This is a genomic window from Xylanibacter brevis ATCC 19188 (genome assembly GCF_000621725.1).
Lineage (GTDB): Bacteria > Bacteroidota > Bacteroidia > Bacteroidales > Bacteroidaceae > Prevotella > Prevotella brevis.
The window spans coordinates 83,241-107,294 of record NZ_JHXM01000002.1 but is presented as its reverse complement, the minus strand read 5'-3'; the positions used below and the strand labels follow the sequence as shown (position 1 = coordinate 107,294).

Sequence of the window (24,054 nt, the reverse complement as noted above, 5' to 3'; positions counted from 1 at the left end):
ATATAAGGGTATGCGTAAGATATTCTTTATATTATATATAGGTATGATCTGCATCCTGCTTTCAGGATGCGGAGCCGATACCGCTATGAAGAAGGGTGATAAGTATTACGCCCTCGGAGAATATTACGACGCTGCCACACAATACAAGAAAGCTTATTCGCAAACACCCGCCAAGGAGCGCCAGTTGCGCGGTCTTCGTGCACTGAAGATGGCCGACTGCTATCGCCGCATCAATCACACGCAGCGGGCTATTGCAGCCTATAAAAACGCCATCCGCTTCAAGCAGAAAGACTCGCTGACTCTGTTTCATCTGGGAAGACTGCAACTGAAGAACGGCAGCTATAAGGATGCTGAAAACACCTTCCTCGAGATGATAGAGGAAGGCAACCGGTCGCAGCTGGTCAAAAACGGTCTGCAGTCGGCCCGCATGGCACCGCAATGGAAGGCCGAGGCCGAATATTCAGGCTACACCGTCAAGCGTGAAGATATCTTCAACTCGCGTCGCACGGACTATTCTCCGATGCTGGCAGGCGATGACTACAACCAGCTCTACTTCTCGTCCACACGCAATCAGGCCAAAGGCGACGAACTGAGCGGCATCACCGGCATGAAGAATGCCGATATCTTCGTGTCGCAAAAGGACGAGAAAGGGAAATGGCAGAAGCCCGAGGCTATCGAGTCTGACCTGAACAGCGATTTCGACGAGGGCGCCTGTGCTTTCACGCCCGACTTCAAGACGATGTATCTCACCGTCTGCAAGACCGACCCCAACTATCCTCGCTTTGCCAAGATAGCTACGGCCACACGCAGTGATGCCTCGTGGGGCAAGGCTACCGATCTGGAGATCACCAAGGACACACTCTCTGCCTTTGCCCATCCTACCATCTCGCCCGATGGTGAATGGCTTTACTTCGTCAGCGACATGCCTGGCGGACTGGGCGGCTACGACATCTGGCGCATACAGATTACCGGTCGTGGACTGGTGGGACTGGAGAACCTGGGCGCGCCCATCAACACGGAAGGCAACGAGCTCTTTCCCTCTTTCCGTCCTAATGGCGACCTCTACTTCTCGAGCGACGGTCACCCCGGCATGGGCGGACTGGATATCTTCATTGCGAAGCCCATCACCGAAGAAAGACAGGACGATTCCTCTGGTCAGACCTCTGAGCTTTATACCATAGAGCACCCTGGCGTGCCACTCAACTCGGCAGGCGATGACTTCGGCATGACCTTCGAAGGCCTGCACAACCGCGGTTTCTTCTCTTCCAATCGTGGCAATGCCAACGGTTGGGATCACATCTATTCGTTTGAGAAATCGGAAGTCATCCAGACCGTCAAGGGTTGGGTCTATGAAAAAGATGGTTATGAGTTGCCCCAGGCACTGGTATATATGGTGGGCAACGATGGAACAAATAAAAAACTGAATGTGAAAGGTGATGGTTCATTCACCGAAGAGATACAACCCGGTGTGGACTATGTTTTCCTGGGCACCTGCAAGGGATTCCTGAACCATAAGGAAGAACTGCGCGTAGAACCCGTCAAGGAGTCGGAGGAATATGTGCTGCAGTTCCCGTTGGCATCGCTTTCGGCACCTGTGCTGATACGAAACATCTTCTATGATTTCGATAAAGCCACCTTGCGACCTGAGTCCACACAGGCACTCGACAGCCTTATCACGCTGCTCAACGAGAATCCTAACATCACCATTGAGCTGAGTTCGCACACCGACTTCCGCGGTGCCGATGCTTACAATCAGCGATTGTCTCAGCGTCGTGCTGAAAGTGTGGTCAACTACCTCATCGACCATGGCATTGCCCAAGACCGCTTGTCGCCCGTGGGCTATGGTGAAGAGAAACCCAAGGTGGTGAAGCGCAAGCTCACCGAAACCTACCCTTGGCTGAAAGAAGGCGATGTGTTGACCGAGGAGTTTATCAGCGCATTAAAAGACGAAGAGAAACAAGAGATTTGTCACCAGCTGAACCGCCGCACCGAGTTTATCGTGCTGCGCACCACTTATGGGCTTGGCGCTACAAATCACTAATCTTCAATTTATCACTATACATCAACTCGATGACGGCCACCAACAGGAGACCGCAGACCACCGACAGCACCACCGACAGATTGATATTGAGCGGCTCGGGCATCATTACGTATGCCATCAGTGTGCGCATCATCACAACAAACTGTGCCATCAGCGATTCCCATCCGCGGAATACCACAAACAGCACCATGAAGACCGTGACGCAGAAGATGTTCCACAGGTGCGTAAACCAATTGACACGCTGTGGCAGCCGCTGCATCACACGATTGGTGAAGCCATCGTCAGCAACCGGTGTGCTGGCGACTTCACTGAAAAAGTTCTGTAATAAGCGTTCGTTATCTTCCATCATATCCATTCTGTCTTAAATAAGTTGCTAATTTATCTTTCCCTCGCGAGAGGTGCGACTTCACCGTCCCCTCTTTCATGCCAGTTATCTTGGCAATGCCGGCGATGTCGTAACCCTCTATCAGTTGTAGGGTGATACAACTTCGTTCGTCGGGTTTCAGTAGTGCCAGCGCAGCATAGATATCCATCTGCAAGGCTGTCTGTGCGCCACTGCTGCTTCGCTGTGGCACCACATCTACATCTTCCGTGATGCGATGCCGCCGCGTATAGTCGTAATAAACGTTATAAGCAATGCGCATGATCCACGTTTGAAAAGAGGCCAGTCCCTTGAACGAAGCAATGTTCGTATAGGCCTTGATAAAGGTATCTTGCGCCAGGTCATCGCTCAGCTGACTGTCACCCAGCGTCTGGTTCAGGAAGAACTTGCGCACAGGCGACTGGTATCGGCGCACGAGCTCGTCGAAAGCTCGCTTATTGCCGAACACCGCCACCTGTGCAACTAGAGAAAGGTCACTAAATGTAGCCACTTCTTAATTCAAACGTGATTAACTTAACTTATAACTATCTGATAGGTCTCTCAGGAATCACGATCCATGCTACGACATAGAAGATGAGACCACAAAAAGCCGTAAAGAGCGTCAGTGCTGCGTAGCCTAAGCGTACGAGTACGGGATCAAAATCTAAGTATTCTGCCAGTCCAGAGCAAACGCCACCCAATATGCGGTCGTCGCCACGATATAATTTTCTAGTCATGATTTTATCCTTTCTTTTTTAAAACACTATTGATTTTATTTTTTCATAAATCAGAGTCCGATTTGCCTTTCTCTTGTTCGTCTCTCATCTGCTTCATCTTCTTGGCTCCAACCACCTTGCCCAGTCCAATACAGAACACCAGGGCACCGATACCAAAGCCCACTTCGTCAATGATCAGTCCGAGGAAGATGAACAGTCCTACGCCTACGAAGCACTGGCGCAAGCCTTTCTGGTAGTCGTCTTCAATCATTGATGACGACTGTGTCCAGTCGGCGCTCGACTGCTGATAGTTTCCTCCGCTGATTTGTTCGGGAGCAGCATTGACGTTCGATTGCGGGTCTGCCTGCTGCTTGTTCATGTTCATGTTCATCATTCTCTCCCTATTACGCTTGCGACTATGCTTCAGCACTACAACGACGATGACAATTATCAAGATAATGGGAAGCAGCAGGATGAGAAATATGATGGCAAGGATAGATGTGATAGTACCCCATGGCACAAGATCAAATGACTTGTTCAGCAGAGTCATGTTCTTTTCGAGTTCCTCGAGTTCAGCGTCGTTAGAAGCATTAATACTAATCACGCGAGTGACAGATGACTGCTTCTGAGCTGTGTCTGCACTGGTTGTGTCAGAAAACACCTCGATAGAATTCTTACTCGTTGAGTCCACCAGCTCCATCGTTGTTGTCGGCTGGGAGGTGTGGCGATGTTTCTGCGCCAAGGTCTGCATGCTCACAGAGAGCGCCAGCAGTATGGTAAGTCCAACTAAATACTTTTTCATTTTTATTCCCTTTCTATTAATTACATGTTATTCTTAACTGTTAGTTTTTCGGTATTCAGATCGCCCGAACCGTGTGCACTGCTATTCAGCATATCTACATTGCCAGACAGTTCGATGTCGCCCGAGCCTACCAGTCTGGCATTCACGATTCTGGCTTCGCCGAAATTCATCTTGATATCGCCCGAGCCTATCAGTTCCATGGAGGACTTCTGCGTTCTGACGTACTTCACATCCACATCGCCCGAACCTACCAGGTTCACATTCACCTGGTCGCAGATTACATTCTGGAATGTCACATCGCCCGAACCTACCAGGTTGATATCCAGAACATCGGTATCCAATAGTCCCCGGCATACGAAATCGCCCGAGCCACTCACCTTCACTCCGATCAGATCAGGCGACTTAACCGTCACTTTCACACCGCCACTGCTGACATCTCCGAAGTGAAACAGGCGGTTGGTACCCCTCATGCGGATCTGCAGTGTATGGTCATTGACCACCGTCTCCACTTTCTTCATGACAGCATCAGGTGCCGTCACACTGATCTCGAACGAGTCACTCTGCATGTACTCTACGTCCATACTGCCCAGCATCTCGATCTTCTCAAAATCCTTCACCTGAGTCACGGTTTCTGTCCTGACATGCTCGTTCTTGTAATTGAAGCGGCAGGATGTGCACGAAGCGAGAAGTCCTGCGGCAATCACCATCAACATTATTTTTTTCATACGTCAACTGTTTTTTAATTTGTTACTTTTTATCTGTTAGACGCAATTAAAAACTAATTAGTTGCAAAGGTATAAAAAAAATGATTAACTTTGCATCGAAATGACTAATTTACCCTCAGAATTTACCCATTTCACACGCCTGCTGATGGGCGACGAGCGTTTCGAGCGTTTCCTTCATTCGTTCGAAGAGCCTTCTCCAGTCAGCATACGTCTGAACCCCCTGAAAAGCAATGGGCTCAAGGCTATCGATGGCGAACAGGTGCCCTGGTGTCAGGGTGGCTATTACCTGAAGAGTCGTCCTAACTTCACGTTCGACCCCCTGTTTCATGCTGGTTGCTACTATGTGCAAGAGGCCTCATCGATGTTTCTCGACGAGGTGCTCCGACAGCACCTTCCCGCCATTCTCAGAGAGACAGGCGGAGGCACCGCCCTCGACCTCTGTGCAGCACCTGGTGGCAAGTCAACGCTGCTACGCGCTGCCCTGCCTGCCAACTGGACGCTCTACAGCAACGAACCCATGCGCAACCGCGCCAGCATCCTGCTGGAGAACGTCACCAAGTGGGGCCACGATCGTCATCACGTCACCAACCTCTTCCCCAAGGACTACCGCAAGTCGAAGATGAAGTTCGACCTCATCCTCTGCGATGTGCCCTGCTCGGGCGAAGGCATGTTCCGCAAGGACGAAGCCACCATCGGCGAGTGGAGCCCACAGAACGTGGAGCGCTGCTGGCAGTTGCAGCGCGACATTGTCAGCGATGCCTGGCAGTGCCTCAATGAAGGGGGCCTTCTTATATATAGTACCTGTACTTTTAATACTAAAGAGAACGAAGAGAACATCCAGTGGATCATCGACGAACTGGATGCCGAGGTGCTGCCCGTAGCCACGAAGGCAGAATGGCACATCACCGGTTCGCTGCTCGAAGGGTTCACCCATCCCGTCTATCGTTTCATCCCCGGCATCACGCGTGGCGAGGGTCTTTTCATGTGTGTACTCAGAAAGCGAGGCGACATCGCTTCTTCTGCATCCAAGAAGAAGGGAAATGCCGACGCCCTGAAGGTGCTCACGCCCCCAGTTTCACCGTTGCCGGCAGAGGCCGACCGCGTGGAGCTCACCTACCAACAGGCCATCGCCTATCTGCGTGGCGAAGCCTTGGTGCTGCATGCCGACACCCCTCGAGGCATCGTGGCAGTGGCGTTCCAGCAGCAGGTGCTAGGCGCCATGAAGAACATTGGCAGTCGTGCCAACAACCTCTATCCTAAGGAGTGGCGCATCAGGACCACCCACACCCCCGACACCCACTCGCCCATATTAGGATGACCGACGAGCAGATAGCTAAGAAAAAGCAGAACGCAGGAGCGAAGAAACCTTCCATGAAACGGCGCGACGACCATCACGACTACACCGAGCGCCGCATATACATGATTACCATCGAAGCAGAAGGGCGTCGCCCCCTCTTCGGGACACTGAAAGGAGATCCTTACGCGCCTGCCGATAGCGAGCAAGCCCCTCATATCCAACTATCAGAGATAGGCCAAGCCATTCAAAACGAATGGATGGGCATTCACGACTATTACCCCCAAATAGAGGTGAAGGCCATCCAGATGATGCCCGACCACCTGCACGGCATTCTCTTTGTCACCGCCCCACTGCCCGTGCACCTGGGCCAAGTCATCTCCGGTTTTAAAGCAGGCTGCCGCAAAGCCCTGCGGGCCCTCGAGCAAGCCGCAGCGCAAAAAGCAGCGGCCGCAAGCAAAGCAGCAACCACAGGCAATGCAGCGGCCGCAGGAAAAGCAGCGGCAAAGCCGCTACCTACGGAGAAGGCGCTGCCTGCAAAGAAGGCGCCAGCCTCTCAGCAGGTGGCGGCTCCGCCGCTGCCCCCCAGCCGCTCTCTTTTCGCAAAGGGTTACAACGACCTCATTCTGCGCTCCTACGATGAGCTGCCCACATGGATCAACTACCTCCGCGACAACCCGCGCCGCCTGATGCTGAAGCGCGCCCGCCCTGAGTTCCTGCGTCCTTTCTTCCACCTCCGCATCGGCTCGCAGACCTATAGCGGCATAGGCAACCGCCAGTTGCTGGCGGCTCCCCACCGCATGGCCGTCCGCCTGTCGCGCCGACTGACCGACAGCGAGATCGAGCGAGAGATCAGCCGTCATCTTGAGGCCGCACGCCAAGGTGTGGTTCTTGTATCGCCAGCCATCTCACCAGCCGAGAAGCGCGTCATGCGGGCCGTTTTCGATGCCGGTTTTCCCACCATCGTACTCATGGAAAATGGTTTCGGCCCTTTGTCGAAACCCCACGGTGAACAATTCTATGCCTGCTCCAAGGGCACACTGCTCATGCTGTCGCCCTGGGAGCACCATAACGAAAGAAGAAATCTCACAGCCTACCAATGCCAGCAACTGAATCTGATGGCATTGGAGATAGCACAACTAAAATAGCATTACCAGCAATGGGATGGATATCATGGATAGCAGCGTGGTGATGAAGGTCACCTCGGCTATCAACGTGGTGTCGCGCTGGTACTTCAGACAGAGGATGGTGCCATAGGTGGCTACGGGCATAGCGATGACCACCGTGTTGATGCTGGTGACATAGGGGTCGAAGCCCAGCGCCAGACATAGGAAGTGCACACCGACGGGCAATAAGACCAGTCGGAACAGTGTGGTGCCATAGACCGTCATGTTTCCCATTAGGGCACGCAGTGGCAGTTGCGACATCGACGAACCGATAATCAGCAGGGCTGCCGGCACGGTGATGTTACCAATCATGGTCAGTGGCTGACTGACATAGGCGGGGATATTGTCGATGCCCAGCGCCACGATGAGCATAGAAAGATAGGCCGAGAGCATGGGTGTGCTGTAGAGCACCTTCTTGTTGAACCGCTCACGGTCGCTGCCTTGTCCGCCAGTGATCATCATGGTGCCAATGGTAAAGACGGCAAACGTGTTCACCACGTTGAGCACAGCGGCATAGAACACCGCCTGCTGACCAAAGATGCTGGCCACCACAGGATAGCCCATGAACCCCACGTTGCCAAACACCAGTGCAAAAGCCACGATGCCACGGTCGCTAGTATTCTTGGTGAGCACATGCGAGAGACCCCATGCCAGCAGCGTCAGCACCACATAGGTGAAGGCACTGATGCCCAGCAGTGGCAGGATATACCTGCGATCGGGCATGTCGCCAGTCATAGACGACGCCAGAATCAAGGCCGGACAAGTCCAGTTGATGACCAGACTCGACAGTTTGCGATCGAACTCACCTCCCATATATCCCAGTTTGCCGGCGGCATATCCCACCACAACAATGACAAACAGGGTCATCATCACTTCCAACATACGCTATCCTTTATTTTCTTTATTTCGCTGCGAAAGTAATTAAAATCCCGTTACTATCCAAGTTTTTCGCTCTTTTTTTCGCACTTTTATCTTCCAGAACAAGCACTATTGTGCTGCAGAAGTAGCGGTCTTGAAAAGCAATAGCTATACTATCGATTTCAGCCTAGGGGCTAGACAGGTGCTTTCCAGGGGCTAGATTCAGTCGTTCCAGGGGCTGGATGGACGCCATCTAGGGGCTGGATTGGAGCAATCCAGGGGCTAGATCGGAAGCAAAAGGGCTACTATTGCATGACAAAACTAACGCTATTGCAAAAGAGAAGTGCCACTTTTCGATGGGAAAAGTGGCACTTCTCATATACTGTAGCTCTTGTTTAGCTGAAAAATCGCGAATTGAGGGGTTTATGATTTCTCTTTTCCTTTGAACGACTTCACCTTCATGCCGAGTTTGCCTGGCAGGATGGCGTTGAGCAGGATGCCCACAAGGGCAGCGATGGCCAGGCCCGACAGGTGGATAGGACCAAAGGCGATATCGTCGTTGGCGCCATACTTCACACCGATGGCCAGCACCAGGATGAGCGCTGCCACAAACACGTTGCGCGAGCTCTTCAGGTCAACATTCTCCTCCACCAGGTTGCGCACGCCGACAGCCGAGATCATGCCGTAGAGAATGAGGCTCACACCACCGATGGTGGCTGCGGGCATGAGCTGCACCAAGCAGGCGAACTTAGGACAGAAGGCCAGGATGATGGCCAGACAGGCTGCAATGCGAATCACTTTGGGGTCGAACACCTTGGTGAGGTTCAGCACACCCGTATTCTCGCCATAGGTGGTGTTGGCTGGAGCACCAAAGAGCGATGCAAAGGCAGTAGCCACACCGTCGCCAGACAGCGTGCGGTGCAGGCCGGGGTTAGACAGGAAGTCCTTGCCCACGGTCGAACTGATGGCAAACATATCGCCAATGTGCTCCATGATGGTGGCAAAGGCAATAGGCATGATGGCCAGAATAGACGAGAGCATGAGAGTGGTGTTGCCATCCTCGAACACGGCCAGGATGGTGCGGTCTTTTGCAATGGGGAAACCCATCCAGGCAACCTCGCTCAGGGGTGTGAAATCAACTTCGCCCATGAGTGCTGCAATGATATACGACAGGACGACACCCAGAAGCACGGGGATGATCTTGATGATACCCTTACCCCACACCGACGATGTGATGACGGTGACGATAGAGATGATGGCCAGAGGCCAGTTGGTCTGACAGTTGGCGATGGCCGATCCCGAGAGCACCAAGCCGATGGCAATCACGATGGGTCCCGTGACTACAGGTGGGAAGAAGTGCAAAATCTTCTGTACACCAAAAGACTTGATGAGTCCGGCCATGACGAAATACAGGAGTCCGGCACACGCCACACCCATGCAAGCATAGTCGAGCGCCAGTGTCTCGGAGAGTCCCTGAGCCATGCCCATCTCCTTGACTGAGGCATAACCGCCCAGAAAAGCGAACGACGAGCCGAGGAAGGCAGGCACATTCCACTTAGAGATGAAGTGGAACATCAGTGTTCCGATGCCCGCAAAGAGCAAGGTGACGGAAACATCAAGACCAGTGAGAAGAGGTACGAGAACGGTGGCGCCAAACATGGCAAACAGGTGTTGCACACCAAGCACCATCATGCGAGGCAAGCCAAGCTGACGGGCATCATAAATAGCGTTTTGCTGCTCCATTTTTTGAGTATTTGATTTAATCCGGCTGCAAAGTTACATTATTATTATGAAACAACCAAACAATTGTCGCACCGGATGTATATCTGAAAATACAACGATGATTATTTGGCAGTATCTGCTTTTTTATGTATTTTTGCACTCCAAACAAAACCATTATGAAACAATATCTGGATATTCTGAACCGCATTCTAACCGAGGGTACAGAGAAGGGCGACCGCACGGGTACGGGCACCATCAGCATCTTCGGTACGCAGAGTCGCTACGACCTGAGCAAGGGTTTCCCGCTGTTGACAACCAAGAAGTTGCACCTGAAGAGCATCATCTACGAACTGTTGTGGTTTCTTCAGGGCGACACCAACGTGCGCTATCTGCAGGAACACGGCGTAAGAATATGGAATGAATGGGCCGACGAGAATGGCGAGCTGGGCCCCGTCTATGGACACCAGTGGCGCTCATGGCCCGACTACCAAGGTGGTACGATCGACCAGATCAAGTATGTGCTGGACCAGATTAAGAACAACCCCAACTCGCGCCGCATGATTGTGTCGGCATGGAATGTGGCCGAGGTCAACAAGATGGCGCTGCCTCCTTGCCACACCATGTTCCAGTTCTACGTGGCCGACGGACGCCTGTCGCTGCAGCTCTATCAGCGCTCGGCCGACACGTTCCTGGGCGTGCCCTTCAATATTGCCAGCTATGCGCTGCTGTGCATGATGATGGCACAGGTCACAGGACTGCAGCCCGGCGAGTTTATCCACACCACCGGCGACACGCACCTGTATCTGAACCACCTGGAGCAGGCCAAGCTGCAGCTCACCCGCGAGCCACGCCCACTGCCCACCATGAAGATCAATCCCGACGTGAAGGACCTCTTCTCGTTCCAGTTCGAGGACTTCCAACTGGAGAACTACGACCCATGGCCACACATTAAAGCAGAAGTAAGTGTATGATTTCAATGATTGCCGCCGTAGCCAAGAACAGGGCTATCGGCTTTGAGAACAAACTGATATACTGGTTGCCCAACGATCTGAAGCGCTTCAAGGCGCTGACCACGGGCCACACCATCGTGATGGGACGACGCACCTTTGAGAGTCTGCCCAAAGGCGCCCTGCCCAACCGTCGCAACTGCGTGCTGTCAACATTGGTCAGCGAACTGCCCGGTTGCGAGTGTTTCAAGAGCTGGGACGACTTCATCAAGACCTGTAGCCCCGATGAGGATATCTATATCATCGGTGGTGCCAGCCTCTATCGCGACCTGATAGACAAGGCCGACCGCCTGTGTCTGACCGAGATTGACGACACGCCGGCACAGGCCGACACGTTCTTCCCCGACTACAGTGGATGGAAAGAAGAAGCGCGCGAACAACACTCGATCGACGAGCGCCATTCGCACGCTTATGCTTTTGTTGACTATGTCCCTGCTTAAAGATCCTCCTCGTCTGCGTTGATCATGTCAACGATGGGGAGCGGACGGTCAATGGGCGAGTGGAACGAGATGAGACTCTCGCTGCGCGCCAGACCCAGAGGCTGCAACTTGTCGTGAACAAAGGTGAGCAGGTGGTGGTTGTTCAAGGCGTAAACCTTGATAAACAAGTCGTAGTTACCTGTGGTGTAGTGGCACTCCACTACCTCGGGCATACCTTTCAGCTTCTCTACCACCTCGTCGAACGACTCGGGGTTCTTCAAGTTAAGACCAATGAAAGCGCATGTCTCGTAACCCACCTTCTCAGGATCAATCACGAACTGCGAACCTTTCAAGATGCCCATGTTTGTCAGCTTCTGAATGCGCTGGTGAATGGCAGCACCGCTGACATTACATGCGCGAGCTACTTCCAGAAAAGGAATACGCGCATCTTCAGAAATAAGTTTCAGTATTTGCTTATCTAAGCGATCAAGTTTCTGATTTGCCATATCTTATAAAATGTATTATCCGTGCAAAGATAATACATTTTTTCCATTTGTACAACTACTTTATAGTCATTTTTAACAGAAATGTTTCAATTCAAAACATTTATGTTCTATTTTTCTGTGGCTGAATAGTTGATTTTCAGCGCATAAGTTTTCTTCAAAGCTTTCTTCACTTCGGTAATCAAGCCCACGGGCACCTGCTTGTCGGCCTTGATGGTAACGGTCATATAAGCCTGGTCGTCACTAGCCATCTTGGCACGCTCGGCATCCACGCACTTCTCTACATCGGCCAGCTTCACCACCTTATCGTTGATTTGAATGCTGAACTCATCGGGGGCGGCACCAGGCTGACGACCGATGAAGATGTAGCAGTTGGAGGCTTTATGGGTGAGCGATTGCAGTTCCTGTCCCTGCGGGATGCTGTATCGCACCTTCTCCTCGGCACTGCGCATGTGGGTCACCAGCATGAAGAAGAACAGCACAGTGAAGATCAGATCGGGCAGCGAGGCAGTGTTCAGCATAGGCACATCGGGGCGCTGCTTCTTGCGGAATGAATAGCGGTCGAACCTCATTGTTCACCTCCTTCCTCGGTCTCACTGCGGTCGCTGATGCGCTGCGGATAGACCATCTGAATGGCTTCGCGTTCTTCGGGGGTGCACTTAGTCAGCGGACGACCAAAGTGCTGCATGGCCAACTGGTTGCGCAGGTGCATATAGCCTCGCGCTATGGCGTTCTGCATCTGGAAATAGGCATCATAGGTGGCCTTACTGTCGGCCTCGATCATGATGACGTGCTTGTCGCTGACCTCGCAGAGTCCAAACAGGTTCACCTCGCGGCGGCTTTTCTCGGGCAGCGAAGGATCGTTCTTGGCATTGGCCACAAACTCCTCTACCCGCTCAGTCAGCGCTTCGGGGGTGATTACCTCGTCATTGCACGTGAGGCGGTTGTCGGCATCCAACTTCAGCACCAAGGCATTGCGCTGCTTCACCACCAGTTCCTGCACCTGGGTACTCTCTTCGGGCGGTGGCAACTGGCGAGGCATCACCTTGTCTATATCGTCCATCGACGAGGCCACGAGGAAGAATATCAACAGCATGAACGAGATGTCTGCTGTCGATGTGGTGTTCAATTCGGGAACGTCCCTCTGCTGTCGTCTGCGGAACATAACTTTTCTTACTTTAGTTTACGACTCAACCCCGATGTGCTGACGATAACGCCCAGAGCGGCTATCAGCATCAGCACCACCGATGTCCAGATAAGCATATCGCTGACGCGCAACCAGAACACATCATCGAAGGTGCGACCGTTGATGGTCAGCGGTGTGGTGTCGGCCAGCAGATAGGTCAGCGCCAAGAGGGCCAACAAGCCAGCGCCGACGCCCGCCATCAGGGGTGTCACGCGTACATGGCGCAATGCCGACCACAATGCGAGACCTGTGCCTACGGCCAACAGGATGTAGATGGTATAGAGTATGACGTCAATCATTTCCCTTACTTTGACTTTTGTTTCGAGATAATATCTAGCAGCGAAATGGCCGACTCTTCCATCTGTGAGGTCAGGTGTTCTATCTTGGAAAGTATGAAGTTATAGAACAACTGCAGAATCAAGGCTACAATAATACCGAAAATAGTGGTTATCAGCGCCACCTTCATGCCCGATGCCACAATCGTAGCATTGGTATCGCCCGCCTCCTGAATCTGGTCGAAGGCCATCACCATGCCGACCACGGTGCCCAGGAAGCCCAACGAGGGAGCAATGGCAATAAACAGGCGGATCCACGAACAGCCTTTCTCCAACTTGGCCGTCTGCACCGAACCGTAGCTCATCACCGAACGCTCGATGGTGTCCATGCTGTCTTTGATATGCATCAGTCCCTGATAGCAGATGCTGGCCACAGGACCACGGGTGTTGCGGCACAAGGTCTTGGCACCTTCCACATCGTCGGCCTCCACCTTTTTCTCAATGTCCTCCAACAGTTTCTTGGCATTAATCTCTGACAGTGTCAGGTAGATGATGCGCTCAATACAAACAGCCATGCCCAGCACTAGTGCAATGGCCACCAGCGACATAAAGCCTGCCGTGCCTTCCACAAACTTGGTCTTCAGCTGCTGGTGGAAACTCATGTCGCCATCGGCCATCTCCTGCAAGGCAGCCATATCTTCTTCGCCAACCATCTCCTCTACAGAGAGAGTGGCCAGACTGTCTTGCGCCATGCTTTCACCCACGGTGATGGTCAGCAAGAGGGCAACGAGTATAAACAAAAACTTTTTCATATCCTTTTTTCGTTTTGCGGGGCAAAGGTAATAATAATATTTCAAAAGATGTCGTAATTAAAAAGAAAAATAGTACCTTTGCCGCGTCAATGGAGATAAAGAAGAGCGATAAGGCCGATTTGGAAGGCAAGCGCACCGAGTGGTTTCTGCTGGGACTGATTGTGGCGCTGGCCTGTGTGTTCGTGGCATTAGAATACACGATAACACCCGACGACCCCTTGGATGATCCAGACCTGATGGAGATGTTGGCCAACGATGAAGACCTCTCGTCGCTGATGCGAACGGAAGACGAGCTGGCGCTGGCACCGAAAGCAGAACCTAAGCCCACCATGAAGCTCGTGGTGAAGCCCGACGACCAGACACAAGACAACAAGCCACAGGTGGACGAAGAACCCGTAGAGACCGACCTGAGCAACGACATGGATGCCGTCGATGAGTTGGAACCGCCTCCCCCACCCGACGAAGAGGCCGTGAGCTTCCGTGTGGTAGAAGATCTGCCGCAGTTTCCCGGTGGACCGGTGGAGTTCATGAAATGGCTCACTCGCAACCTGAAATACCCCGCCATTCTGCAAGAAGCCAAGAGACAGGGCAAGGTGGTGGCTGAGTTCATCGTCAACAAAGACGGTTCGGTGACTGACGTCAAGGTGGTTTCTTCTTTTCATCCTGCCTGCGACCGCGAGGTGCTGCGCGTGCTGCGCACCATGCCCCGCTGGACTGCCGGCATCCAGGACGGAAAGCCCTGTCGCACCAAGGTGTGCATCCCTGTAATATTCAAATTGTAAAAAAGACAGATTATGTTGAACGCAAACGACATTCTAAAGAAAGTAAACGCCGCCCTCGACGGCATGAGCTACGACCGCAAACCCACATCGCTATACGACCCCATCAGCTATGTGCTGTCACTGGGAGGCAAGCGCATACGTCCCGTGCTGATGCTGCTGGCCTACCAGCTCTATAAAGACCAGCCCGAAGACATCATGATGCCTGCCCTGGGCCTGGAGACCTATCATAACTACACACTGTTGCACGACGACCTGATGGACAATGCCGACCTGCGCCGCGGTCATGAGACCGTACATAAGAAGTGGGATGCCAACAAGGCCATCCTCTCTGGCGACTCGATGCTAGTGCTGGCCTATCAGCGCATGATGCAATGCGACGCACGCCATCTGCAGGCCGTACTGGAGGTGTTCACCGAGACGGCCCTCGAGATTGGCGAAGGACAGGAGTACGACATGACTTTCGAGACGCGCAACGACGTCACCGAAGATGAATATATCGAGATGATCCGCCTGAAGACCAGCGTGCTGCTGGCCTGCGCCACCAAGATTGGCGCCATCCTGGCCGATGCCTCTGAGGAGGACACCTACAACCTCTATAAGTTTGGCGAACAACTGGGACTGGCCTTCCAGTTGCAAGACGACCTGCTCGACGTCTATGGCGACCCCGCTGTGTTTGGCAAGGCCATTGGCGGCGACATCACCTCCAACAAGAAGACCTACATGCTCATCAATGCCGTGAACCGTGCCAACGACAAGCAGCGCAGCGAACTGATGCGCTGGATCGAGGCCAAGACGTTCGACCGCGAGGAGAAAGTACGTGCCGTGACGGCCCTCTACGACGAGATTGGCATCCGCCAGTTGTGCGAGGAGAAGATCAACTATTACTTCACCGAGTGTCGTAAGTATCTGGCCAAGGTCAACGTGAGCGAGGAGCGCAAGCAGCTGTTGCTGAGCTACACCGACGAGATGATGAAACGTAAGAAGTAAAAACAATGCTACGCTTCGTTGACACCCATATTCATATAGATGGAGAGGAGTTCGATGCCGACCGTCTGGAGGTAATGGCCCGTGCCCGCGAGGCTGGAGCCGCAGCACTCTTTGTACCTGCCATCGACCTCCCCACATCACGTCGCATCATTAACCTTTGCGCTCAACATCCCGACTTTCTCTACCCTATGGTTGGCTTGCATCCCGAGGAGGTACGTCCCGATTGGCGTGAGCAATTAAAAGAGATATACAAACTGCTTCCCTCTTCCATCGCCATAGGCGAAGTGGGACTTGACTTCTATTGGAGTAGAGAGTTTGAGAATGAGCAGTTAGAGGCATTCGAGGAACAGGTCCGTTGGTCGGTAGAGACCCGTCTGCCACTGATGATTCATTGTCGCAAGGCACAAAACGAGATGGTAGCCATTCTCAAACGTTATGCCAACGACCTGCCAGGTGGTGTATTTCATTGTTTTACGGGTAATGAGATTGAAGCCCGCGAACTTCTTCAGTTTTCTCGTTTCGTATTGGGAGTCGGCGGTGTCTCAACCTTCAAGAAGAGTCACCTGCCCGAAGTTCTTCCCGCTGTGGTTCCTTTAGACCGTCTTGTCCTGGAAACTGACGCGCCCTATATGGCGCCAGTTCCTATGCGTGGTCAACGTAATGAGAGTGCCTACATCCCCTACATTGCCACCCTTTTAGCGAAGAGTTATGGTGTTAGTGAAGAGGAATTAGGTCGGCAGACTACAGAAAACGTTGAAAAAGTTTTTGGGATTCACTTTTAATTCGTACCTTTGCAAGGCAAAACCAAAAAGGAGAGGTGCTCGAGTGGTTGAAGAGGCACGCCTGGAAAGCGTGTAACCGGCAAAACCGGTTCGCAGGTTCGAATCCTGTTCTCTCCGCAAACAAAAACGTCAAGCTTCATGCTTGGCGTTTTCTTATTACGAAGACAACAGGTTCTCACGGTTCTTTCAGTCGCTTTGCTTTGTGAAAGCGCCCTTACAGGTCGAGCACGAATCCTGTTCTCTCCGCAGGAAAGAAATAAAACAATACGGCTGCAATCACTTGCAGCCGTATTGTTTTATTTAGAACTTATATCTTAAACCTGCGGATAGCATGCCTTGTTCTCCGACACCGACTTCCGCAAAACCGCGAATTGTCTGACTACCAACTTCGAGACCTAATAATGAACATTGGAAGTTGAAGACCACGTCGGTGTCACTATAGTCTGTACCACCTGCAGCATCGTCCTTTTGACTCTCATTGAGGAAGCTCACGCCAACACCCAATTTAGAATACATACCAAAGTTCTTTTTACGTAGCCAGTCAAACTTCGCTGTAGGAATAATGCTCAGGTTGTGACGCTTTGCAACACCCGACTTCTCTGTTTTACGCGTATTATCATTGTCGTTCTTCACCGTGACAAACATATCACGGCTCATGCCATTATACGCAACGAAGCCACCCAGTCCAATCACTTTATTTACATGATAATAGTACTCCACAGAAATAGTTGGATAATACGTTGCATCACCATAACTGTATTTCTGATTCTCCAAGCTCCATCCTGCAGTCAAGACAGGAAGCACCACGTTCGTCGCAATGATTTCTGTTATGTCACCAATGGCGCCAATAATTTCTGTATTAGCACCAACACCAACCGAGACACCAACCTCATGTTTGGTGTCGTAATACTTGTGAGTCTGAGCATGAACAGTGGTGGTTGCCAGTATCAATGCAACAAATACAAACAACAGTTTCTTGATATTTCCCATGATTATACACATTATTAATTAATTAGTTACTTTTCCCAATGGAAAACCCGTAAAGAAACAGGCTTCGGCTGCAAATATACAAAACTATTCCGAAATAAATCATAAAATAATGCGTTATAATAAAGTAATGGCATATATTTTTTGTATATTTGCCGTCAATTTCGGAATAAACAATGAGAAAAACCGTTCTGTTAAGCCTGTTGTCGGTCTTCTCCCTATGGGCGAAGGCACAAGACAGCGAGACCGCATTCAACTTTCTGCGGTTGCCTGTCAGTGCACATGTTGCTGCACTGGGCGGTGACAACGTATCGGTCAACGAAGACGATGCCTCATTGGTGTTCCACAATCCAGCCCTTATCAACAACGTCACAGACCGCACTATGAACCTGAACATGATGACCTATATGCAAGGAGCACTCACGGGTTCGGCCTCTTACACACGAGCTTTGAACGAGCGAGGCACATGGGGCGTTCAGGGACGCTTCATCTCTTATGGCGAGATGAAACAGACCACCTTCGACAATCAGCAGACGGGCACCTTCCATGCCAACGACCTGGCATTGGGCGGTACCTTTGCCTACGCACTGACCGACCATATCAGCGGTGGTATCACCGCCAAATGGGCAGCCTCTTACATCGGCAACTACAACTCGATGGCGGTGGCTGTGGACCTAGGACTGCACTACTTCGATGAAGACTCACAATGGGGCATCGGTGCTGTGGCACGCAACCTGGGTGGACAGATCAAAGCCTACGAGGATGACTTCGAACGCATCCCACTTGATCTGCAGCTGGGTGTCACCAAACGACTGACGGGCTCGCCCCTGCGTTTCTCGGCCACCATGGTACGACTGAACGACTGGGAATACGGCATCGGCAAGCACCTGGTGCTGGGTGCCGACCTGCTGCTCACCGAACAGTTTTATGTGGCTGCCGGCTATAACGGCATGCGCGCCTCGGAAATGAAGATCAGCAGCGGCGACGAGACGTCCTCGCATGGCGCAGGCCTTTCGCTGGGTGCCGGTCTGTCGCTGGAACGCCTCAAGCTGCACCTCGCCTATGGCAAATACCACGTTAGTAGCACATCATTAATCATTAATTTCAGCTATACACTATGAAAAAGATTACGATAGCCATTGATGGCCACTCTTCATGTGGCAAAAGCACAATGGCCAAAGCACTGGCTCGCAAACTTGGCTATATCTATGTAGATACCGGCGCCATGTATCGCTCGGTGACGCTCTATGCCCTGCGCCACAACTTGTTTTGCGAGGATGGCAGCATCAAGACCGACGAGTTGAAACAACAGATGGCCAACATCTGCATCTCGTTCCAACTGAACGCTGAGACCGGCCGCCCCGACACCTACCTCAACGGTGAGTGCGTGGAACAGGAGATTCGTTCGCTGGAGGTGAGCAACCATGTGTCGCCCATCGCCACACTGGGTTTTGTGCGCGAGGCAATGGTGGCACAACAGCAGCAGATGGGTAAGGACAAAGGCGTCGTGATGGACGGACGCGACATCGGCACCGTGGTGTTCCCCGATGCCGAACTGAAGATCTTTGTGACCGCCTCGGCCGAGGTTCGTGCACAGCGTCGCTTCGACGAGTTAAAGGAAAAAGGAATGCCTGCCGACTATGCCGACATTCTGAAGAATGTGCAGGAGCGCGACTACATCGACTCTCATCGTGAGGTGTCGCCCCTTCGTCAGGCTGACGATGCCCTCTTGCTCGACAACAGCCACATGACCATTCCCGAGCAAGACGAATGGTTGATGGAGCGCTATAACGAGGCCATCAACAAATAAGAAAAGGTACTCTTAAAACCATAAAGGACCATTCCCGTGACCCACGCCTAGGTGGCGCCCCGCGAGAATGGCCCTTTTTATATATTCTTTTGCCAGCAAGACCGACTCTGTGAGCGAGGTGCCCTTAGCCAGATACGTGGCAATGGCACTCGACAGTGTGCAACCGGTGCCATGAAGATTAGCCGTGATGATTCTCTGCGAGGAATAGACCTGGCGCCCTCCATCGGCAAGACAGAGTGTGTCGTTCATCATCTCGCCATCGGCATGTCCGCCCTTCACCAGATAAGCCACGCCAGCCTCCTGCAGTGCACGCAGGTCCAGCACGTCGGCCTCGGGAATATTGGGCGTCACCAGGGTGCATAGTGGCATCAGTTCGCGTTGAACATAGTCAATACAGTCTTCTGTCATCAACCGCGCCCCACTGGTTGATATCATCACAGGATCATACACCACATACTTACAGGGGTTATTTCTCAGTCGAGCGACGATACGTTCGGCCACTTCCCTGTTGGGAATCATGCCAATCTTCACGGCCTTCACATCGAGATCGGTGAAGACCGACTCCATCTGACTGCTCACCACATGCCCCGGCACAGGCATCACATGCTGCACACCCATCGTGTTCTGCGACGTGATGGCCGTTATCACCGTGGCACCATAGCATCCCAGTGCCGTGATGGTCTTCAAGTCTTGTTGTATGCCGGCGCCAGCACTGCTGTCACTGCCAGCTATTGAGAGTACTACCTCCATGCGTCTCCAAGTATCATGGCTCCTCCAAAGCCCATTTCTTTCACTTCATCTATTCTGTCAAACGTCACGCCCCCCAGCGCCATCACACGTTCGTCTATCAGTCCTTTTGCCCGGGCTTCGGCTATCTGCTGGCGTGTAAAAGCCGAGCGATAGCCTTGTTTGGAGATGCTATCAAAGATAGGACTCAGACTCATATAAGCAAAAGGCTGCTGGCGACATTCGGCCAACTCCTGAAACGAATGGCACGAGATGCTGACAGCACCTGTCCAGCCAGCGGGTGGTTGCGGGTTACGATGGTTCAAATGGATGCCATGTAAATGACATGCTACGGCCAACTGATGCTGATCGTGCAACACCAGCCGGTCGTAGATGTCACCTGGCAACGATATCAGTAGTCGCATCACCTCCTCGCGACTGGCTTGAGGCTTTCGGATGTGCACCAAGTCAGCCCTGCCGCTGCGCAGCAGTGCGATGATGCAATCTGCTTCACCATCGAAAAAGTCGGGACGAGTGATGACGATAATCATACGGCTCGGTTGATATAATCGAACGAGGCATCCCAATCCTTCCACACCGGCTCGCGACCCAGTTCCTTCAGTCGGGCGTTGATCACCTTGGCCGTACGCTCATCGCTCACGGTAAACTGCTCGAGCGCCTGAGGATAGGTGTGGTAGCCACCGGGATTCACATGACTCTCGGCCGACATGGTGGTGACGCCCAGCGTGCACATGTTATCGCGGATATAAGCCGGCTCACGGGTAGAGTAAGAGATATCTACGTCGTGGTCGAAGATACGCATGGCGAAGGTGGCCTGCGCCAGTTCGCGGTCGGTCATGAAGCAGTTGGGCTGGAAGCCTTCGTTCTGCGCCGGACGCATGCGTGGGAAGTTGATAGAGTACTTCGTGCGCCAGTAGTGTTTCTGCAGGTAGCGCAGGTGGTGAGCCATCATCGTCACGTCGGTGCGCCAATCTTTCTCAAGACCGATGAGCACACCCATGCCAATGGAGTGTACGCCAGCCTGTCCCATGCGGTCGAAGCCATCGCAGCGCCACTCAAAGCGGCTCTTCATGCCACGTGGATGATACAGCTGGTAGTGCTCGCGGTTGTAGGTCTCCTGAAAACAGATCACGCCATTCAGGCCGTGGTGGGTCAGTTCACGATACTCCTCCATCTTGAGCGGCATCACCTCTATCTTGATATTCGAGAAATAGCGCTTGGCAATGTCGATGGCCTTAGCCAGATAGGGCACACCCGCCTTGGCAGGGTTCTCGCCCGTCACCAGCAGGATGTTTTCAAAGGGAGCCAACTGCTTGATGGCTTTATACTCATCCTCGATCTGCTCGGGGGTGAGAATGGTGCGCGCCATCGGGTTCTCGCGGTGGAAACCGCAATACACGCACGAGTTGGAACACGAGTTCGTGATATAAAGGGGGATGAACATGGACATGGTGCGTCCAAAGCGTTCCTCGGTATAGCGGCGTGAGAGTCGGGCCATCGTCTCCAGATAAGGCTCGGCGGCGGGCGAGAGCAGCGCCATAAAGTCGCTTACATCCAGACGGCTCTTGCCCAGTGCTCGGCGCACATCGGCATCGGTCATCCGAGCAATACGCTCGGTGGTCTCGTCCCAACTGATATTCTTTAGTTCGTCAGAAAACATATCTTCTTATTTTGATTTACATGGTCGGAAAGCATATTCCTTCAGTTCATGGATAGTGGGATGCTCGCCACATAGGGCGCAGTCGCTTCGCTGAGCAAAGTCAAAGCGCTGCCACTGCATCGTCAGGGCATCGAAGGTGAGAAGGGCGTTGGTGAGTGGCTGCCCCACCCCCGTCACACATTTAATACATTCGGTGGCCTGGAGAGTGCCTAGCATGCCGGCAATAGAGCCCAGCACGCCCACCATGGCACAGGTTTCCACATCCTCTTTGGCAGATGGTTCGGGAAACAGGCATCGGTAGCAGGCCGTGCCTGGCACATGGGTCATCAACTGACCGCTGTAGCGACTGATGCCGCCCATCGAGAAGGCCTTGCCCTGCATCACACAGGCATCGTTGACCAGATACTTCGTGGCAAAATTGTCGGTACCGTCGATGATGAAATCGTAGGGGCGTATCAGGTCCATGGCGTTGTCCTCACTGAGATAGGTCTCGTAGGTCTCGACCTTGACATCGGGATTCAGAGCGGCGATACGCTCTTGGGCTACTTCCACCTTGGGGCGCCCCACATCAGGCGTGCTATGCAGCACCTGTCGTTGCAGGTTGGTGATGCTGACGCTATCACCATCCACCACACCGATGGTGCCCACACCGGCGGCTGCCAGATAGAGAGCCACGGGCGATCCCAGACCTCCAGCACCAACCAGAAGCACTTTGGCCTGCAGTAGTTGCTCTTGCGCCTCCTGCCCAAAGCCTTCCAGTATCAGATGCCTGTTATAACGCCTACGTTGTTCGCTGGATAATTCCATCAGTGCTCTGTCTTATTTCTTCAACTTCCTCAAGTCGTGCGTCAGCTTGGCAGCACAGAAGTTAGGACCGCACATGGTGCAGTACTCACCATCGGTGTGACCTGCCTCTTCGAAATATTGCAGTGCCAGTTCGGGATCGAGCGAGAGGTGGAACTGATCGCGCCAGCGGAACTCGAAGCGAGCCTTCGAAAGGGCATTGTCGCGGATGCAGGCACCAGGATGCCCCTTGGCCAGATCGGCAGCGTGAGCCGCAATCTTATAGGCGATAATACCTGCGCGCACATCATCTTTGTTAGGCAGCGCCAGGTGCTCTTTCGGCGTCACGTAGCAAAGCATGGCCGTGCCCATCCAGGCTATCTGCGCACCACCGATGGCACTGGTGATGTGGTCGTAGCCAGGCGCAATGTCGGTCACGATGGGACCGAGTGTATAGAAAGGAGCCTCGTGGCATTTCACCAACTGACGCTCCATGTTCTCGCGAATCTTCTGCATGGGCACATGACCGGGACCCTCGATGAAGGCCTGCACATTCTTCTCCCAGGCGCGTACCACCAGTTCGCCCATGGTGTCGAGCTCAGCAAACTGAGCGGCATCGTTGGCATCGGCCGTACAACCAGGGCGCAGACCGTCGCCCAGCGACAGGGCCACATCATATTTTGCCACAATGTCGCAGATGTCATCAAAGTGCTCGTAGAGGAAGCTCTCCTTGTCGTGCAGCAGGCACCACTTGCTCATGATGCTACCGCCACGACTCACGATGCCGCACAGGCGGCTGTCGGCCAAATGCACGTTGTGACGACGAATGCCAGCATGAATTGTGAAGTAGTCCACACCCTGTTCGCACTGCTCAATGAGTGTGTCGCGATAGACCTCCCACGAGAGGTCTTCCACCTTACCATCAACTTTCTCCAGTGCCTGATAGATGGGCACCGTGCCTACCGGCACCGGACAGTTGCGAAGAATCCATTCGCGCGTCTCATGGATATTGTTACCCGTCGATAGATCCATCAGTGTGTCGCCACCCCACTTACACGACCAGACAGCCTTGTCCACTTCCTCGTCAATAGACGATGTGGTGGCCGAGTTGCCAATATTCGTATTAATCTTCACAGCAAAGTTGCGACCGATAATCATCGGTTCGCTCTCAGGGTGATAGATGTTTGCAGGGATGACGGCACGTCCGCGAGCCACCTCGTCGCGCACATATTCTGGAGTGATATGCGTCTTGATGCCCAGTGACTCGCAGTTCATGTTCTCACGGATAGCCACATACTCCATCTCGGGTGTGATGATGCCCGCCTTGGCGCAAGCCATCTGGGTGATACCCAGTCCTTTCGCCTTACGTTCATCTATCCACTGCTGGCGCATGCGTGGCAGTCCTTTCTTTAAATCCACCGTATAATGAGGGTCGGTGTAAGGACCGCTGGTGTCATATATATATATTGGTGCGTTGGTTTCTGTGTGTGTCTTTCCATTTTTATCTCGTGTCACAGTAGGCGTCAGGTTCACCTTGGTCATACCCACTTTCACACTGGGATAGATGGTGCCTTGCATATAGGCCTTTTCACGTTGAGCGTAAGCTTTATGGTCGTTGATCATACTTTG

28 protein-coding genes and 1 tRNA gene are annotated in these 24,054 nt (G+C 52.8%); 11 read left to right on the top strand and 18 right to left on the bottom strand.

Features of this window, described 5'->3' with window-relative positions:
- The first annotated feature begins 10 nt into the window (after window positions 1–10).
- Complete coding sequence (gene porE, locus T433_RS14305) at window positions 11–2,041, top strand: PorE family type IX secretion system protein (RefSeq protein WP_044109041.1); 2,031 nt, start codon at window positions 11–13, stop codon at window positions 2,039–2,041.
- On the opposite strand, the gene T433_RS15735 is transcribed toward porE, so the two are convergent.
- From T433_RS15735 to T433_RS0101310, 5 genes are read right to left on the bottom strand one after another with little or no spacing between them, the layout of a single operon-like run.
- Window positions 2,028–2,390, bottom strand: a complete 363-nt coding sequence (locus tag T433_RS15735) for a DUF5056 domain-containing protein (protein WP_052356931.1) — start codon at window positions 2,388–2,390, stop codon at window positions 2,028–2,030. The genes porE and T433_RS15735 overlap by 14 nt on opposite strands.
- Entirely contained in the window at window positions 2,377–2,913 is a 537-nt protein-coding gene (locus tag T433_RS0101320) for an RNA polymerase sigma factor (RefSeq protein ID WP_027454556.1), read from the bottom strand. The genes T433_RS15735 and T433_RS0101320 overlap by 14 nt, the downstream gene beginning before the upstream one ends.
- Window positions 2,914–2,947: 34 nt before the next feature.
- Window positions 2,948–3,139: a PspC domain-containing protein gene (locus T433_RS16100; protein ID WP_081778302.1), complete on the bottom strand. Its 192-nt coding sequence runs from the start codon at window positions 3,137–3,139 to the stop codon at window positions 2,948–2,950.
- A gap of 43 nt (window positions 3,140–3,182) precedes the next feature.
- Window positions 3,183–3,920 (bottom strand): DUF6249 domain-containing protein, encoded by a 738-nt coding sequence (locus T433_RS0101315; RefSeq protein WP_155808257.1) that lies wholly within the window; start codon window positions 3,918–3,920, stop codon window positions 3,183–3,185.
- 20 nt (window positions 3,921–3,940) lie between these two features.
- Entirely contained in the window at window positions 3,941–4,645 is a 705-nt protein-coding gene (locus T433_RS0101310; RefSeq protein ID WP_081778301.1) for a head GIN domain-containing protein, read from the bottom strand.
- Window positions 4,646–4,745: 100 nt separating this feature from the next.
- Here T433_RS0101310 and T433_RS0101305 point away from each other — a divergent pair, with 100 nt between their 5' ends.
- Window positions 4,746–5,963, top strand: a complete 1,218-nt coding sequence (locus T433_RS0101305) for a methyltransferase RsmF C-terminal domain-like protein (RefSeq protein ID WP_044108986.1) — start codon at window positions 4,746–4,748, stop codon at window positions 5,961–5,963.
- Window positions 5,909–7,087 (top strand): hypothetical protein, encoded by a 1,179-nt coding sequence (locus T433_RS0101300; RefSeq protein WP_155808255.1) that lies wholly within the window; start codon window positions 5,909–5,911, stop codon window positions 7,085–7,087. The genes T433_RS0101305 and T433_RS0101300 overlap by 55 nt, the downstream gene beginning before the upstream one ends.
- Here T433_RS0101300 and T433_RS0101295 read toward each other — a convergent pair.
- The gene (locus T433_RS0101295; RefSeq protein ID WP_248616453.1) at window positions 7,079–7,975 is read right to left on the bottom strand and encodes an AEC family transporter; all 897 of its coding nucleotides are present in this window, start codon (window positions 7,973–7,975) and stop codon (window positions 7,079–7,081) included. The genes T433_RS0101300 and T433_RS0101295 overlap by 9 nt on opposite strands.
- A 411-nt stretch (window positions 7,976–8,386) precedes the next feature.
- On the bottom strand, window positions 8,387–9,706 hold the full coding sequence (locus T433_RS14295; protein WP_044108984.1) for a uracil-xanthine permease family protein: 1,320 nt from the start codon (window positions 9,704–9,706) through the stop codon (window positions 8,387–8,389).
- A gap of 155 nt (window positions 9,707–9,861) precedes the next feature.
- On the opposite strand from T433_RS14295, the gene T433_RS0101285 reads away from it, so the two are divergent.
- Both T433_RS0101285 and T433_RS0101280 read left to right on the top strand, forming a co-directional pair.
- Entirely contained in the window at window positions 9,862–10,656 is a 795-nt protein-coding gene (locus T433_RS0101285; RefSeq protein ID WP_027454550.1) for a thymidylate synthase, read from the top strand.
- Complete coding sequence (locus T433_RS0101280; protein ID WP_027454549.1) at window positions 10,653–11,132, top strand: dihydrofolate reductase; 480 nt, start codon at window positions 10,653–10,655, stop codon at window positions 11,130–11,132. Before T433_RS0101285 ends, T433_RS0101280 begins: the two co-directional genes overlap by 4 nt.
- On the opposite strand, the gene T433_RS0101275 is transcribed toward T433_RS0101280, so the two are convergent.
- The 5 genes from T433_RS0101275 to T433_RS0101255 form a co-directional block, all read right to left on the bottom strand.
- Window positions 11,129–11,617, bottom strand: a complete 489-nt coding sequence (locus tag T433_RS0101275; protein ID WP_027449103.1) for an Lrp/AsnC family transcriptional regulator — start codon at window positions 11,615–11,617, stop codon at window positions 11,129–11,131. The two genes, T433_RS0101280 and T433_RS0101275, sit on opposite strands and share 4 nt — an antisense overlap.
- Window positions 11,618–11,724: 107 nt before the next feature.
- The gene (locus T433_RS0101270; RefSeq protein ID WP_044108982.1) at window positions 11,725–12,186 is read right to left on the bottom strand and encodes an ExbD/TolR family protein; all 462 of its coding nucleotides are present in this window, start codon (window positions 12,184–12,186) and stop codon (window positions 11,725–11,727) included.
- Window positions 12,183–12,779, bottom strand: coding sequence for an ExbD/TolR family protein (locus tag T433_RS0101265; protein ID WP_027454547.1), 597 nt, complete (start codon window positions 12,777–12,779; stop codon window positions 12,183–12,185). The genes T433_RS0101270 and T433_RS0101265 overlap by 4 nt, the downstream gene beginning before the upstream one ends.
- An 8-nt stretch (window positions 12,780–12,787) precedes the next feature.
- Window positions 12,788–13,099: a hypothetical protein gene (locus tag T433_RS14290; RefSeq protein ID WP_027454546.1), complete on the bottom strand. Its 312-nt coding sequence runs from the start codon at window positions 13,097–13,099 to the stop codon at window positions 12,788–12,790.
- Between the two features lie 5 nt (window positions 13,100–13,104).
- Window positions 13,105–13,887 (bottom strand): MotA/TolQ/ExbB proton channel family protein, encoded by a 783-nt coding sequence (locus tag T433_RS0101255; protein WP_027454545.1) that lies wholly within the window; start codon window positions 13,885–13,887, stop codon window positions 13,105–13,107.
- A gap of 89 nt (window positions 13,888–13,976) precedes the next feature.
- On the opposite strand from T433_RS0101255, the gene T433_RS0101250 reads away from it, so the two are divergent.
- The 4 genes from T433_RS0101250 to T433_RS0101235 all read left to right on the top strand — a co-directional run bounded on the left by T433_RS0101250 (window position 13,977) and on the right by T433_RS0101235 (window position 16,555).
- Window positions 13,977–14,669 (top strand): energy transducer TonB, encoded by a 693-nt coding sequence (locus T433_RS0101250; protein ID WP_027454544.1) that lies wholly within the window; start codon window positions 13,977–13,979, stop codon window positions 14,667–14,669.
- Window positions 14,670–14,681: 12 nt separating this feature from the next.
- The gene (locus T433_RS0101245) at window positions 14,682–15,656 is read left to right on the top strand and encodes a polyprenyl synthetase family protein (protein ID WP_027454543.1); all 975 of its coding nucleotides are present in this window, start codon (window positions 14,682–14,684) and stop codon (window positions 15,654–15,656) included.
- A gap of 5 nt (window positions 15,657–15,661) precedes the next feature.
- On the top strand, window positions 15,662–16,438 hold the full coding sequence (locus tag T433_RS0101240) for a TatD family hydrolase (protein WP_027454542.1): 777 nt from the start codon (window positions 15,662–15,664) through the stop codon (window positions 16,436–16,438).
- Window positions 16,439–16,467: 29 nt separating this feature from the next.
- Window positions 16,468–16,555 (top strand) — tRNA-Ser (locus T433_RS0101235).
- 183 nt (window positions 16,556–16,738) lie between these two features.
- Here the strand turns inward: T433_RS0101235 and T433_RS0101230 are convergent.
- Window positions 16,739–17,428 (bottom strand): hypothetical protein, encoded by a 690-nt coding sequence (locus tag T433_RS0101230; RefSeq protein ID WP_155808253.1) that lies wholly within the window; start codon window positions 17,426–17,428, stop codon window positions 16,739–16,741.
- Between the two features lie 173 nt (window positions 17,429–17,601).
- Here T433_RS0101230 and porQ point away from each other — a divergent pair, with 173 nt between their 5' ends.
- Together porQ and cmk are read left to right on the top strand one after the other, a co-directional pair.
- On the top strand, window positions 17,602–18,546 hold the full coding sequence (gene porQ, locus T433_RS0101225) for a type IX secretion system protein PorQ (RefSeq protein WP_027454540.1): 945 nt from the start codon (window positions 17,602–17,604) through the stop codon (window positions 18,544–18,546).
- Window positions 18,543–19,235 (top strand): (d)CMP kinase, encoded by a 693-nt coding sequence (cmk, locus tag T433_RS0101220; protein ID WP_027454539.1) that lies wholly within the window; start codon window positions 18,543–18,545, stop codon window positions 19,233–19,235. Before porQ ends, cmk begins: the two co-directional genes overlap by 4 nt.
- Before the next feature lie 12 nt (window positions 19,236–19,247).
- Here the strand turns inward: cmk and thiD are convergent, their stop codons facing one another.
- From thiD to thiC, 5 genes are read right to left on the bottom strand one after another with little or no spacing between them, the layout of a single operon-like run.
- Window positions 19,248–19,985, bottom strand: coding sequence for a bifunctional hydroxymethylpyrimidine kinase/phosphomethylpyrimidine kinase (gene thiD / locus T433_RS0101215; RefSeq protein ID WP_027454538.1), 738 nt, complete (start codon window positions 19,983–19,985; stop codon window positions 19,248–19,250).
- Window positions 19,976–20,512 (bottom strand): thiamine phosphate synthase, encoded by a 537-nt coding sequence (locus T433_RS0101210; protein ID WP_027454537.1) that lies wholly within the window; start codon window positions 20,510–20,512, stop codon window positions 19,976–19,978. Before T433_RS0101210 ends, thiD begins: the two co-directional genes overlap by 10 nt.
- Window positions 20,509–21,642, bottom strand: coding sequence for a 2-iminoacetate synthase ThiH (gene thiH / locus T433_RS0101205; RefSeq protein ID WP_027454536.1), 1,134 nt, complete (start codon window positions 21,640–21,642; stop codon window positions 20,509–20,511). The genes T433_RS0101210 and thiH overlap by 4 nt, the downstream gene beginning before the upstream one ends.
- Window positions 21,643–21,648: 6 nt before the next feature.
- Window positions 21,649–22,449, bottom strand: a complete 801-nt coding sequence (locus T433_RS0101200) for a HesA/MoeB/ThiF family protein (RefSeq protein ID WP_027454535.1) — start codon at window positions 22,447–22,449, stop codon at window positions 21,649–21,651.
- A gap of 12 nt (window positions 22,450–22,461) precedes the next feature.
- Window positions 22,462–24,048, bottom strand: coding sequence for a phosphomethylpyrimidine synthase ThiC (gene thiC, locus T433_RS0101195; RefSeq protein WP_027454534.1), 1,587 nt, complete (start codon window positions 24,046–24,048; stop codon window positions 22,462–22,464).
- Window positions 24,049–24,054: the final 6 nt, after the last annotated feature.

Excerpts from the sequence above, each read along its gene's own strand:
- porE (WP_044109041.1), top strand. The coding sequence starts at position 11 with ATGCGTAAGATATTCTTTATATTATATATAGGTATGATCTGCATCCTG.
- T433_RS15735 (WP_052356931.1), bottom strand. The coding sequence starts at position 2,390 with ATGATGGAAGATAACGAACGCTTATTACAGAACTTTTTCAGTGAAGTC.
- T433_RS16100 (WP_081778302.1), bottom strand. The coding sequence starts at position 3,139 with ATGACTAGAAAATTATATCGTGGCGACGACCGCATATTGGGTGGCGTT.
- T433_RS0101315 (WP_155808257.1), bottom strand. The coding sequence starts at position 3,920 with ATGAAAAAGTATTTAGTTGGACTTACCATACTGCTGGCGCTCTCTGTG.
- T433_RS0101310 (WP_081778301.1), bottom strand. The coding sequence starts at position 4,645 with ATGAAAAAAATAATGTTGATGGTGATTGCCGCAGGACTTCTCGCTTCG.
- T433_RS0101305 (WP_044108986.1), top strand. The coding sequence starts at position 4,746 with ATGACTAATTTACCCTCAGAATTTACCCATTTCACACGCCTGCTGATG.
- T433_RS0101295 (WP_248616453.1), bottom strand. The coding sequence starts at position 7,975 with ATGATGACCCTGTTTGTCATTGTTGTGGTGGGATATGCCGCCGGCAAA.
- T433_RS14295 (WP_044108984.1), bottom strand. The coding sequence starts at position 9,706 with ATGGAGCAGCAAAACGCTATTTATGATGCCCGTCAGCTTGGCTTGCCT.
- T433_RS0101285 (WP_027454550.1), top strand. The coding sequence starts at position 9,862 with ATGAAACAATATCTGGATATTCTGAACCGCATTCTAACCGAGGGTACA.
- T433_RS0101280 (WP_027454549.1), top strand. The coding sequence starts at position 10,653 with ATGATTTCAATGATTGCCGCCGTAGCCAAGAACAGGGCTATCGGCTTT.
- T433_RS0101275 (WP_027449103.1), bottom strand. The coding sequence starts at position 11,617 with ATGGCAAATCAGAAACTTGATCGCTTAGATAAGCAAATACTGAAACTT.
- T433_RS0101270 (WP_044108982.1), bottom strand. The coding sequence starts at position 12,186 with ATGAGGTTCGACCGCTATTCATTCCGCAAGAAGCAGCGCCCCGATGTG.
- T433_RS0101265 (WP_027454547.1), bottom strand. The coding sequence starts at position 12,779 with ATGTTCCGCAGACGACAGCAGAGGGACGTTCCCGAATTGAACACCACA.
- T433_RS14290 (WP_027454546.1), bottom strand. The coding sequence starts at position 13,099 with ATGATTGACGTCATACTCTATACCATCTACATCCTGTTGGCCGTAGGC.
- T433_RS0101255 (WP_027454545.1), bottom strand. The coding sequence starts at position 13,887 with ATGAAAAAGTTTTTGTTTATACTCGTTGCCCTCTTGCTGACCATCACC.
- T433_RS0101250 (WP_027454544.1), top strand. The coding sequence starts at position 13,977 with ATGGAGATAAAGAAGAGCGATAAGGCCGATTTGGAAGGCAAGCGCACC.
- T433_RS0101245 (WP_027454543.1), top strand. The coding sequence starts at position 14,682 with ATGTTGAACGCAAACGACATTCTAAAGAAAGTAAACGCCGCCCTCGAC.
- T433_RS0101240 (WP_027454542.1), top strand. The coding sequence starts at position 15,662 with ATGCTACGCTTCGTTGACACCCATATTCATATAGATGGAGAGGAGTTC.
- T433_RS0101230 (WP_155808253.1), bottom strand. The coding sequence starts at position 17,428 with ATGGGAAATATCAAGAAACTGTTGTTTGTATTTGTTGCATTGATACTG.
- porQ (WP_027454540.1), top strand. The coding sequence starts at position 17,602 with ATGAGAAAAACCGTTCTGTTAAGCCTGTTGTCGGTCTTCTCCCTATGG.
- cmk (WP_027454539.1), top strand. The coding sequence starts at position 18,543 with ATGAAAAAGATTACGATAGCCATTGATGGCCACTCTTCATGTGGCAAA.
- thiD (WP_027454538.1), bottom strand. The coding sequence starts at position 19,985 with ATGGAGGTAGTACTCTCAATAGCTGGCAGTGACAGCAGTGCTGGCGCC.
- T433_RS0101210 (WP_027454537.1), bottom strand. The coding sequence starts at position 20,512 with ATGATTATCGTCATCACTCGTCCCGACTTTTTCGATGGTGAAGCAGAT.
- thiH (WP_027454536.1), bottom strand. The coding sequence starts at position 21,642 with ATGTTTTCTGACGAACTAAAGAATATCAGTTGGGACGAGACCACCGAG.
- T433_RS0101200 (WP_027454535.1), bottom strand. The coding sequence starts at position 22,449 with ATGGAATTATCCAGCGAACAACGTAGGCGTTATAACAGGCATCTGATA.
- thiC (WP_027454534.1), bottom strand. The coding sequence starts at position 24,048 with ATGATCAACGACCATAAAGCTTACGCTCAACGTGAAAAGGCCTATATG.